The following is a 10,875-nucleotide window of genomic DNA, read 5'->3' as shown; positions in this document are numbered from 1 at the left end:
CGTCGGACGTGGAGGCCCCTGCACCCCTCGCTGACGTCGTGCTGGACGTCGCCCCAGAGGACGAGGCGCCGGAAGAACCCGCACCGGAACTGCCCTCCGAGGTGGTGCTGGAGGCGTCAGAGCCTGAGCCTGCCGCCGAGGCATTGGACGTGAAAGCAGAGGCCCCTGCACCCTTCGCCGACGTCGCGCTGAACGTCGCGCCGGCGGATGAGACGCCGGAAGAACCCGCACCGGAACTGCCCTCCGAGGTGGTGCTGGAGGCACCGACAACAGAACCTGAACCTGTCGCTGAGGCATTGGATGTGGAAGCTGAAGCCCCTGCGCCTGTCGCCGACGTCGTGTTGAACGTCGCCCCAGAGGACGAGGCGCCGGAAGAACCCGCACCGGAGCTACCCGCCGAGGTGGAACTGGAAGCGCCAGCCCCGGAGGCGGAAGTGCCTTGGACGGCCGAGGAAAAGCTGATGGAGGACATCGCTGCCGCCATGACGGAGCCTCACCCGCCGGCGGGGGTTGACGAGCCGGAGGCGGAGCTCCCTGAGGACGAGGCCCCACAGGAGCCTCTGCTGGTGGCGGAGGCCGCTCCTCCGGCCGAACCAGCGGAGGAGCCCGCGACGGGCGCAACGGAGATGGACGTCAGCTCCCTGCTCGTCGCGGAGCCGGCGGCCCCGACGCCGACGGTCGAGGAGCCTGAGCCGTTCGACGAACCGACCGCCGTCGTCCCGGAGCCGGTGGCGACGCTGGAATCCGAGGTCGGGACGCTTCAGGCCGAGGAAGAAGGCCACGACGAGACCGATGTCCCCGCTCCGGAGGAACCGGCCCCTGAGGCAGAGCCTGCGTCGGAGGCACCTCAGGCAGAGGAAGAAGAGAACGGCGAGGCCGACGTTCCCGCTCCGGAGGAACCCGCCCCTGAGGCAGAGCCGGAGTCAGAGCCTGAGCCGGAGGCACCCCAGGCGGAGGAAGAAGAGAACGGCGAGGCCGACGTTCCCGCTCCGGAGGAACACTCCACAAACGAAACAGGGCCGGAGGCTGAGGAAATCCACGAGTTCCCGCAGGACGCGGGGTCCGCTGAGGCAACGGAGGAGGATAAAGCAATGGGTCTGAAGGATAAGCTTTTGGCGCGCAAGGAGGCGCCCGTCGCTCAGGAGGGGGCTGCAAGGCCGCGCGGTGGGGTCCTGCTGCCGCTCTTGACGCTCCTGCTGCTTGCCGCAGTGGTCCTGTGCTGGCTGCAGCTGCGGGGCCTGACGGCGGTCCTCCGCGCGGACCGAACCCTGGAGGCGAAGGCCGCAACGTCCGCAGGGACGCCCCAGCAGGACGAGCGGTACGAGTACGCCATCGACTTTCTGCTGGACGACCGCATCACGGCGGGCATGGACGAGCGCGGCAGGGCGGGCTGGAAGGTCGTCGGCTCCCGCCGCACTCAGGACAGCACCACGGGCCAGTACGGCTACGAGTTCATCTTCATGCGCTCCGCGCAGAAGGAATAGCCCGCCCGGAGGGGCGGCGGGAGGGCCGTGCAATCGGGCCGGCCCCCTTTGTTTGACGCACCGGCAGCGCGGCCTTCGGGCCGGAGCGCAGCAGGGTTTCAAAAGACGACGAAGGGACGTCCGGATGAATCATTATCTTTGTTTCGACGCGGGGACGCAGAGCGTCAAGGTGGCGGTGTACAGCGCGGAGGGCGAGTGCGTCGCGAAGGCCGTCAACCCCACGACGCTCCTCTACCCGCATCCCGGCTGGGTGGAGATGGACGTCGAGGAGTACTTTCAGCTAACCCTCACCGGCATGAAGGACTGCGCGGAGCAGATGGGCCGAAAGGGGCTCGACCCTGCGTCCGTGAGGGCCGTGATGGGCGACGGCATCATCTGCGGCGTGGCCGGTGTGGACGAGGCGGGCCGCGCCGTCACGCCCTACATCAACTACCTGGACTCCCGCACGCGGGAGGACGCGGCGGCCCTGGCGGCGTTGGGGACGGACCTCTGGGCCCGCGAGACGGGCAACCCGGACCCTCTGTGCCTCTTCCCCGCCCTGCACGCACGATGGCTGCTGAAGAACGCCCCGTCCCGCGGCCGCGTGCGGAAGCTCATGCACAACGCTCCCTACATCCTGCTGAACCTGGCGGGCCTCGGCGCCTCGGACGCCTTCATCGACTGGGGCACCCTCTCAGGCTGGGGCCTCGGCTACGACGTCATGGAAAAGCGCTGGTCGCCGGAGCAGCTTGAGATTCTGGGCATCTCTCCCTCCCTTCTGCCCCACATCGTGCGCCCATGGGACGTCGTGGGGGGGCTCTCGGAGGAGGCCGCAGCGCAGACGGGGTTCCCTCCGGGGCTCCCCGTGTGCGCCGGAGCGGGCGACACCATGCAGTCGCTCCTGGGCTGCGGCGTGTTCGCGCCGGGGCACGCCGTGGACGTGGCGGGCACCTGCTCCATGTTCTGCATCTCCACGGCCGGCATCGTGCCGGACCTCAGCCGAAGCGGCAACAACCTCATCTTCAACAGCGCTACCCTGCCGGACACGTACTTCTATTGGGGATTCGTGCGGACGGGGGGGCTGGCGCTGCGCTGGTTTCGGGACAACGTCTGCGGGCAACCCGGCGACGACGGCTGCTACGACCGTCTGAGCCAGGGGGCGGCAACGGTGCCCGCAGGGGCCAACGGCGTGCGCTTCCTGCCGTGGCTGACGGGGGGGCCGAAGGGCTGCGAGGAGGTCCACGGGTGCTTCCTCAACATGACGATGGACACGGATCAATTCGTGCTGTGGCGCGCGGTGCTGGAGGCCATCGCGGGAGAGTACGGCGAGATCGCGGACCGCTGCCGCGCTGCGGGCACGCCGGTGGAGCGTATCATCGTCACGGAGGGCGGCAGCCGCTCGGCCCTGTGGAACCAGATCAAGGCGGACCTCATCCGCGCCGAGACCGTGACCCTCGATACGGGGGGCGCGCTCGCGACGAACGCCCTCCTCGCCGCCTACGCGGCGGGCGACGTCTCCGGCGGAGAGGAGGGCCTCGAGGCGGCCCTGCAGCAGGGGCTGAGGGAGACGGGGCGCTTCGCCCCAGGCCCTGCGTTCGCCCTGCCTCCGCTGCCCAACGGGATATTCCGCCCCTGAACGCGCAAGAGCCCCCTCGAGGGGGCTCTTACTGCGATTTCATACCAAAGATTGCCTCCCCTGAAAGGGGAGGTGCCGCCAAGGGCGGCGGAGGGGTTTGCTCTTAGCCTACTCAACACCTCCCAGCCCCTTCAGGGCAGCCTCCCTTGCAGGGGGGCCTTTCTTTCCCTTTAGACGCAAATTGGTATCACTTAAAGCTCTGGGTCCCCATGAAGAGGATCGCTCCCGTCGTGTCGTCCAGGATGAAGAACAGGAAGGGCCGGTCGGCGTGGAACTCCGCGCGCGGCGGGTCCTGCGGGGGCAGGGCCGTGGCGTAGACCATCGTCATGCCCGTGGCCGCCGCGGCCTCGGCCCCCTCCTCATCCACCTCTAGGAATGTCTTGTGCACGACGCTGTCGATGCAGATCGGCTCTTTATCCTCCGTCATGGCGGAGAAGTCCGCGGCGTCCGAGAAGGCCTGTCCCATCCCCAACGTCGTCAGGAGCTCCTTCAGCTCGTACCGTTCCTCCATCTTGAACTTGGGCAGCCACACGTCCACCTGGTGCCTGGTCATGGAAGCCTGCCAGCGTCGGATGAGGTCAAGCCCGTCGCGATGGGCGAGGTCCTTCAGCAGCTCGTCCATCGCGCCCTGCTTCGGCAGGGCCAGCAACATGCTGGCGGACCCGCCATAGGACAGTTTCAGGAGCTTCACACCCTCCACATCCGCATAGAGGGACTCCCTGTCCTCCTTCATCATGGGGACGTCCTTCGACTCCGCCTCCGTGACGTGGAAGGGCTCCGGAACCGTGAGCTCCGCACTGAAGGGCTGAAGCCACCGTCCCTTGAAGTACACGGCGTTCGTCAGGATCATGCGCGTCTCCTTCGGCACGTCGAGGATCAGGTCCGTGATGCGGCCCTTCGTCCTGTCGGACACCCAGCCGTTGATCCTCTGCCGGGCCTCCTCCGGCGCGTCCTTAAAGTCCAGTTCCTCCGCCGCTCCGCCGTAGTCCCGGCTCAGCACGTCACCGAACCCGCTTCGAGGCGCCAGTCCCTTCATCAGCCACACGCGGTTGGCGTCGTTCAGGACCGGCTGATCGTCCTGGCCGTCCATCCGCTCCCGCAGCCCGGTGGACAGCGCCCCAAGGGACGCATGAAAGCCGTCGTCCAGAGAGAGGGCCTTCGCCATCGCCTCGCGGGTTACGCCCGCGGAGCCCTCGTAGGCCATGCCCAGCACGGACAGGATGCTGTAGGGGGAGAAGAAGAAGTCCCCGTTCGACTTCCGAAACTCCGCCGCCGCGCGGAGGGCAAACCCGTCAACGGCGCGGACGGCCGGGAGGGTGGGGGGCGTTTTTTCGGCCTCGCCGGTCCCCGCCGCGGCCGCGTTCTCCGCCGCCGTCAGGCACGCTAGGGAGAACAGGCAGAACGCAGCGACCTTCGCCGCCCCGAAAAAGTACATCGCAAACTGCAGCATACGCAAGCGCCTCCATTCATAATTTACCAGTGCTTTTGCCAGTGTTTATGTTGAACCCGCCGCTTCTCCCCATCGTTCCACTTCCAGGTCATTCTCGCAGGCAGGGCGGGAAAAAAGGACGGCGAGGCGGGCCATATCGGTCCGCCTCGATCGCCGCCTCAGGAGCCGAAGCCCCAACGACGCGCCATCAATCCTCGCTGCTCAGGGAGACGATGAACGTCTGTCCGTCCCGCCCCACCATCAGGACGACGGACTTGCCGTCGCCGGTCACCGCGCCCCTCAGGTCGCTGAGGTCCGCGACGTTGCGCCCGTTCACCTGGATCAGCAGGTCGCCCTCGCGGATACCAGCGTTCTGCGCCACGGAGTTCTGGGCCACGCTCACGATCAGCAGCCCCTCCGCGTCCTTGTCGAGTCGGTACTCCCTGCGGAGCGCGTTCGTCAGGGGCGCCACCTCGAGGCCCACTTCCTTCAGAACGTCACTCGACCGCTGGGAGTTTCCGTGGCCGCCGGAGCGGCCGTCCGCCGAGTCGGGGCGCTGGTCCAGCGTCACCTTCAGGGTGAGGGTTCTGCCGCCGCGGACGATCCTCAGCTCCGCCGTCGCGCCGGGGGCCAGGGCCCGAACGCTCTGCACGAAGGCGTTGGCGTCCTCCACGTCCCTGCCGTTCAGCTTCACCACCACGTCGCCGCGCTTCACGCCGGCCTTCGCCGCGGCGGAGTCCGGGAACACGTCGCTGATGATCGCGCCGTTCTCCGCATCGACGCCGTAGGCCCTGGCGATCTCAGGCGTCAGCTTCTGCACCGCCACGCCCAGCCAGCCGCGTTTCACCTTGCCGTAGGACACCAGGTCGTCCATGACGGCCTTCGCCATGTTGACGGGGATGGCGAAGCCCATGCCCTGAGCGTAGGGCACGATGGCCGCGTTGATGCCCACCACGCGCCCGTCCATGTTCAGCAGGGGGCCACCGCTGTTGCCGGGGTTGATGGCCGCGTCCGTCTGGAGCAGTCCGTCGAAGTTGACGTCCTCGGCGTGGATGCTCCTGTTCTTGGCGGAGATGACCCCTGCCGTGACGGAGTGCTCGAAGCCGTAGGGGTTGCCGATGGCCACGACCCACTCCCCGACCTCCACGGCGTCGGAGTCTCCAAGGTCGAGAACGGGCAGGTCGCCCTTCGGCTCGATCTTGATGACCGCCAAGTCAAAGGTGGGGTCCTTGCCCAGCACCCTGGCCTTGTAGGTCTTGCCGTCGGCCAGCGTCACGGTGATCTTGTCCGCGCCCTCCACGACGTGGTTGTTCGTCAGGATCTGGCCGTCCTTCGTGACGATGAAGCCGGACCCGCGCCCCTTCATGGGCACGGAGCGAGTGTACTCCTTAAAGGCATCGCCGAAGAACTGGCGGAAGATAGGGTCGTCCCCGAAGGGGAAGGGGGACACCCTGCGCTGGCTCACGGCCTCGACGTCGATGTTCACCACGGCGGGGGACGTGTCCTTGACGATGGTGACGATGGGATTCGCGGCCTGGGAGGACATGGCCAGAGCCGGGACGGCACCCGCCGCCCCAAGGGCCAGCGCGCAGGCCAGCAGGAGCGCCATGGACTTCTTAAACCTGAAACCATTCTTCATGATCAAAAGAGCACCTCCAGAAATTGCGAGGCGAGGGGAAGTAAAAGGGACCGCAACGCCTCGATCGATGATGAGGCCATTGTAGTCCCGTGGGACCAATCCTTCATGGAGTTTTCTACGGACGGGGCCATCCGAAAAAGGCGTTAAAAGCGCCTGATACAGCGATTTTACGGAGCTTCGTCCGCACCAATCCGCCACCCCCTCACGCCCGGCGGTCCTCCCGCTTCAACGTCCGGAGCGACCGCCACAGCCAAAGAAGCTCCAGGGGCAGCGCCCCCAGGAGGATCCAGTGCGAGGGGGACAGGCCGTCGACCGGCGCGTCGGCCCGCACGACGTCCACGGAGAGCCGCATCGCGGCGTAGAGCATCAGGCCGATGGAGGTGACGGCACCGCCCCGGGCCCCCGCGCTCTCCTGGAGGTCCTCTCCCTGCCGGAGGGCGCGCCGGATGAGGGCGCGTTCGACGAGGTAGAGCACCAGGAGCATCGCGGCGGCGGCGGCCGAGTAATAGAGCTGCGTGGGGTGCCGCGCTACGCCGATCGGGTCCCTGGGGAAGTGCAGAGCCAGGGCACACTTCGACGCGATGCCGACGCAGCAGCCGTTGAAGAAGCACCCCCACCGCCCCACCAGCATGGTCAGCGCCGCGGGCAGGGCGACCACGCCGCACAGCGACTGAAAGGGGGCCTTCGGGTTGCGCCGGCAGAGCGCCATGGCGGCGAGGAACGCGCCGAGGAACGCGCCGACCTCCGAGAGCTCGCCGTGCTTCAAATCCAAAAAGAGGGAGGGGTCGGCGATGTAATCCGGGGCGTTCCGCAGGTACTCCATGGCGCGGGCCCCGAAGAGCATCCACAGGAACGACCACCCGATGACGTGCCGCCCGACCCCGTCGTCCACGCCGTAGAGGGGGAAGCGCCGGACGCTCCATAGGATCGCGAGGGACAGGGCCAGGAACCAGAGCACGCTGTAGGTGTCGACCTGAAGGCTCCCCAGCCGAAAGAGGACCGGATGCATGTCAATACGGCCTGCGGCGCGGCGGGCGGGGACGGCTGGCGTACCGGCGGCCCATGCTCTCCGAGGCGTCGAAGCGGGGCAGCACGACGACCTTCCGCATCGGCGGCTCGCCGACGGACTCCGTGCGCACGTCCTGGTTGTCTTGCAGCGTCGTGTGGATGACCCAGCGCTCCCAGCTCAACATGGGGTCCAGCCGGACGGGGCGGCCGTACTCCGCCACCTGCCGGGCCGTGGCCTCCGCCAGACGCTCCAGGCTGCGGGTGCGCCTCTCGCGGTATCCGCAGCTGTCCACCCGGACGCGCGGCTCCGAGGCGGGGTCGCGCAGGGCGAGGTTCAGGAGGTACTCCATGGCCTTCAGTGCATCGCCGTACCGACCCACGACGCAGTCCATCGCGTCCGGCCCCTCGATGTCGATCGTGCCGTCCTCCGTCAGGGAGGCCTGGGCGTCGAGGTCCATCCGCTCCATGACCTCGTTCAGGAAGGCGGCTCCCTTCAGCCCCAGCAGGTCCCCCGTCGGGGTCACCTCGACCTTCAGCCTGCTCCCAAAGAGGCCCAGAAAGCCGCGCTCGGAACCCACCACCTCGGCCCGCAGCAGCTCGCGGGGCAGGCCCCACTCCCGCGACGCGGCGTCCAGCGCCTCCTCGACGGCGTTCACGTCAAACCGAAGCTTCCTCTCCTCAGGCTCCGGGCGCTCCTTCCCGTCCCCTCTCAACTCAAATGCCATGAGACACACCCCTCTCTCTCGCGTCCCGCACGTCCATGGGACCTTCGTGGCAAAAGGCAAAAGCACCCGCCCGACAGCGGGCGAAGGTTCGCCAAAAATGCGCTCAGGACAGGGGCTTCTCCTTCGCCGGCTTCTCCTGAAGCAGGACGGGCTTCTGCCGCATCTCCTCGTCCGTCTTGCGCATGACGCGCAGCTGGTGCACCACGCCCATCAGGGAGGACACGCCCCAATAGAGCAGGACGCCGCCCTGCAGGCCGATGCAGATGAACGTCAGGAGCAGCGGCATGAACCAGCTCATCATGGCCATCTGCGGATTCCCCGCTGAGCTCAGGTGCTGTTGATACCACGTCAGAAAGGCGATCAGGATCAGCAGGATCATGTTGGGCAGCCACATGCCGACGTTCGAGAAGAGGAGGGGAAGGTTGGTGAAGGAGGAGAAAAAGACCATGACAACCCCCAGCTGATCGCGAGGGATCGGGACGCCCGCCTTGTCCACCAGGTTCAGCGCGTCGGCCATCGTTGTGAGGACCGATCCGTCGAGGTGGACCGTCAGGAACGTGGCCCCCGCAAAATCGTTGTTGTAGAGCACGCGGTAGAGCAGGATGAAGATGGGGAGCTGAATCAGGAGGGGCAGACACCCCGCGGCAGGGCTGATCTTTTCTTCCTTGTAGAGGGCCATCATCTCCCGGTTCAACGTCTCCTTGTCATCGCCGTATTTATTCTGAAGCACCTTGATCCTGGGCTGGAGCTTCTGCATCCGCTGCATGCTGACCATCTGCTTCTGCGTCAGCGGGTGCATGGCGATGCGCACGATGACCGTCAGGAGGATGATCGCCAGCCCCCAGGAATTCGTCACCCCGTACAGGGTTTCCAGCAGCCACATCATAAGCCACGTCATAAAGGCCTGAGTTTGATCCCACAGATAACCCAATAAGTCCACCATCCCTAGTCACAAAAATTGTCGTCCGCGCCCTCGCCACGGGGCCGCCTTGGGGGCGGGTCGTAGCCGCCCTCGCTCCAGGGGCCGCACCTCAGGAGGCGCCTCAGCGTCAGCCACCCGCCCCGAAAGAGCCCCCAGTCCCTCAGCGCGATGAGCGCGTACTGCGAGCAGGTGGGGCAGAAGCGGCAGTTCCTGCCCAGCAGGGGGGAGATGAGGACCTGGTAGCCCCGCACCAGCAGCATGGCGAGCGCCGCCGCCGGCGTGGGACGCCGCCCCTCAGGCGCCTCTTTCGATCGGGGCGTTCCAGTCCGCGTCATCCGGCGCCTCCCACGCATCCGTCAAAAGGCCGCGCCTCCTGAAGAGGGCGGCCATGTCCTTGAACACCCGTCGGGCGTCGGAGGCCAGCCCCCTCTCCCTCAGGGAGAGGACGAGCGCCACGTCCGGCACGACCCACGGGCTCAACCGGCGAAAGGCCTCCCGCAGGATGCGGCGCCCGCGGACCCGAACGTGGGCCCTTCCCTGACGCTTGCCGACGGCGTAGCCGACGCGCAGCCCCCCGCCTGGCGTCCTCAGAAACAACAACCGCACCAGCTCTCCCTGAACGCGAAGACCGGTGCGGAAAACGAGGTCAAACTCCCACCCCTTTTTGAGAGTTACGCCATGGTCAGGCACTTGCGGCCCTTGCGCCTTCTGTTGCGCAGGATCTTGCGCCCCGACGGCGAGGCCGAACGGGCAAGAAAGCCGATCTTCCTCTTGCGCGGTTTCACATGCGGCTGAAAGGTTCCCTTTTTCACGAAAAAACGCCTCCTCCAATAGACAAACCGTTATCCACGGTGGTTTAACCACAATAGCTTTGAAATTATAACACAGCCATTGGAGGAACGCCACAACGACGCGCTCGCCCCTGCGGGGCAGCCCCCTTTCAGTGGGGGCCAAAACAACCGGGGGCCGACGATCAGTCCATCCCCCGCCTCAGCGCCGCAACCTCGTCAGGGGACAGACCCGTCGCCTGGGATATCTGCTCGGAGGTAAATCTCATGCCCAGCATCCGCCGCGCCGTGGTGGTGATACCCTCGTTCAGGCCCTTAGCCAGCCCTCTGGCCTCGCCCCTTGCTTCCCCCAGAGCGATGCCCTCCCTCAGGATCGTCTTCGCCTCGTACTCCAACACCTGGCCTCCCATGATGGACTTCACTCCTTCCCTCACCTTTTCGTGCCCACAGGCAATGTGCTCCAACACCTTACCGGACATCTCCTCGAGTGTCCGCTTCACGTACTCCGTCAACTTCCCGCTCTCCGCCAGCCCCTCGAGCCGACCCCGTATCCCCTCGTACTCGGACAGAAGCTCCCGCAGCAGCCCCTCGTCCCTCTCGTACTTCGCAAACCGTCTCTCGTGCGCAAAAATGCGGAAGGGAATGAGAAACAACAGCCCCCTGGAGAAGATGTCCTCCGGCGTGTACCGCTGGGCCTTCATCGCAGGGATATCGTAGGCCGCAGAACCACCGCCTGGCAGCTCGATGCGGACCGTCAATACATCCGGCGTACTCGCGCGGCAACGAAGGTACAGGATCGCCGACGCAGGAAAGCGCACCGTCAGCACTCCCTCGCTCACCTCGCCCGCGTCCAGCGCAATCTGCGCGTCGTACTCGAACATCCGGACCAGCATCGTGTCGTCCGACGTGCTCTGGCACTCGATGTGGTACTTCTTCAGCGACCTGCCCCGTATCCCGAAGCACGAGTCCGTGACGCGCTCTCGCTCCGCGCCGTCCTGACCGTTGATAAAGTGCCCGTTAGGGTAGAACTCCACCGCCTCGTCCCCGGAGTACGACTCGTGAAAGATTTCGTTCACTAATGGTATGATCAGGCTCGAACAATCGTTCAACAGCGTTCGGAACACGTCGTCGTAGGGCGTGTTGACCAGCAATCCGCATCCCTCCCCCATCCCTTCGGCTCCTGGCTTCATTATAGCAAACAAGCCCTCTCACTCAAAACCGATCAAAACAGGAAAACTGAAACGGGGTAATACCAATTTGTGTCT

The 10,875-nt window shown here is 66.2% G+C and carries 10 protein-coding genes and 1 pseudogene; 2 read left to right on the top strand and 9 right to left on the bottom strand.

Features of this window, described 5'->3' with window-relative positions; translation table 11 throughout:
• Together SY1_RS07610 and SY1_RS07605 are read left to right on the top strand one after the other, a co-directional pair.
• A pseudogene (locus SY1_RS07610) lies at positions 1-1,484 on the top strand (hypothetical protein); the annotation flags it as partial.
• Between the two features lie 124 nt (positions 1,485-1,608).
• Entirely contained in the window at positions 1,609-3,099 is a 1,491-nt protein-coding gene (locus SY1_RS07605) for an FGGY-family carbohydrate kinase (RefSeq protein WP_015556674.1), read from the top strand.
• Between the two features lie 187 nt (positions 3,100-3,286).
• Here the strand turns inward: SY1_RS07605 and SY1_RS07600 are convergent, their stop codons facing one another.
• The 9 genes from SY1_RS07600 to SY1_RS07560 all read right to left on the bottom strand — a co-directional run bounded on the left by SY1_RS07600 (position 3,287) and on the right by SY1_RS07560 (position 10,761).
• Positions 3,287-4,549 carry a serpin family protein gene (locus tag SY1_RS07600; protein WP_015556673.1) on the bottom strand — a complete coding sequence of 421 codons (1,263 nt, stop codon included), beginning with the start codon at positions 4,547-4,549 and terminating at the stop codon, positions 3,287-3,289.
• Positions 4,550-4,736: 187 nt separating this feature from the next.
• Complete coding sequence (locus SY1_RS07595) at positions 4,737-6,167, bottom strand: Do family serine endopeptidase (RefSeq protein WP_243440630.1); 1,431 nt, start codon at positions 6,165-6,167, stop codon at positions 4,737-4,739.
• A 202-nt stretch (positions 6,168-6,369) separates the two neighbouring features.
• A complete protein-coding gene (locus tag SY1_RS07590; RefSeq protein WP_015556672.1) occupies positions 6,370-7,176 on the bottom strand; it encodes a prolipoprotein diacylglyceryl transferase in 807 nt (268 codons plus the stop codon).
• Between the two features lies 1 nt (position 7,177).
• Positions 7,178-7,900, bottom strand: coding sequence for a R3H domain-containing nucleic acid-binding protein (locus tag SY1_RS07585; protein WP_015556671.1), 723 nt, complete (start codon positions 7,898-7,900; stop codon positions 7,178-7,180).
• Between the two features lie 103 nt (positions 7,901-8,003).
• A complete protein-coding gene (locus SY1_RS07580; RefSeq protein ID WP_015556670.1) occupies positions 8,004-8,783 on the bottom strand; it encodes a YidC/Oxa1 family membrane protein insertase in 780 nt (259 codons plus the stop codon).
• Between the two features lie 62 nt (positions 8,784-8,845).
• Positions 8,846-9,157 (bottom strand): membrane protein insertion efficiency factor YidD, encoded by a 312-nt coding sequence (yidD, locus tag SY1_RS07575; RefSeq protein WP_208873316.1) that lies wholly within the window; start codon positions 9,155-9,157, stop codon positions 8,846-8,848.
• The gene (locus SY1_RS07570; RefSeq protein ID WP_208873314.1) at positions 9,117-9,512 is read right to left on the bottom strand and encodes a ribonuclease P protein component; all 396 of its coding nucleotides are present in this window, start codon (positions 9,510-9,512) and stop codon (positions 9,117-9,119) included. Before SY1_RS07570 ends, yidD begins: the two co-directional genes overlap by 41 nt.
• The gene (rpmH, locus tag SY1_RS07565) at positions 9,494-9,634 is read right to left on the bottom strand and encodes a 50S ribosomal protein L34 (protein ID WP_208873312.1); all 141 of its coding nucleotides are present in this window, start codon (positions 9,632-9,634) and stop codon (positions 9,494-9,496) included. Before rpmH ends, SY1_RS07570 begins: the two co-directional genes overlap by 19 nt.
• Before the next feature lie 161 nt (positions 9,635-9,795).
• Positions 9,796-10,761: an RpnC/YadD family protein gene (locus SY1_RS07560; protein ID WP_243440628.1), complete on the bottom strand. Its 966-nt coding sequence runs from the start codon at positions 10,759-10,761 to the stop codon at positions 9,796-9,798.
• Positions 10,762-10,875: the final 114 nt, after the last annotated feature.

This window comes from Fretibacterium fastidiosum (genome assembly GCF_000210715.1).
In the GTDB taxonomy this organism is placed as follows: Bacteria; Synergistota; Synergistia; order Synergistales; family Aminobacteriaceae; genus Fretibacterium; species Fretibacterium fastidiosum.
Note: the sequence above shows the minus strand (reverse complement) of the source record. Positions and strands in the feature narration are given on the sequence as shown.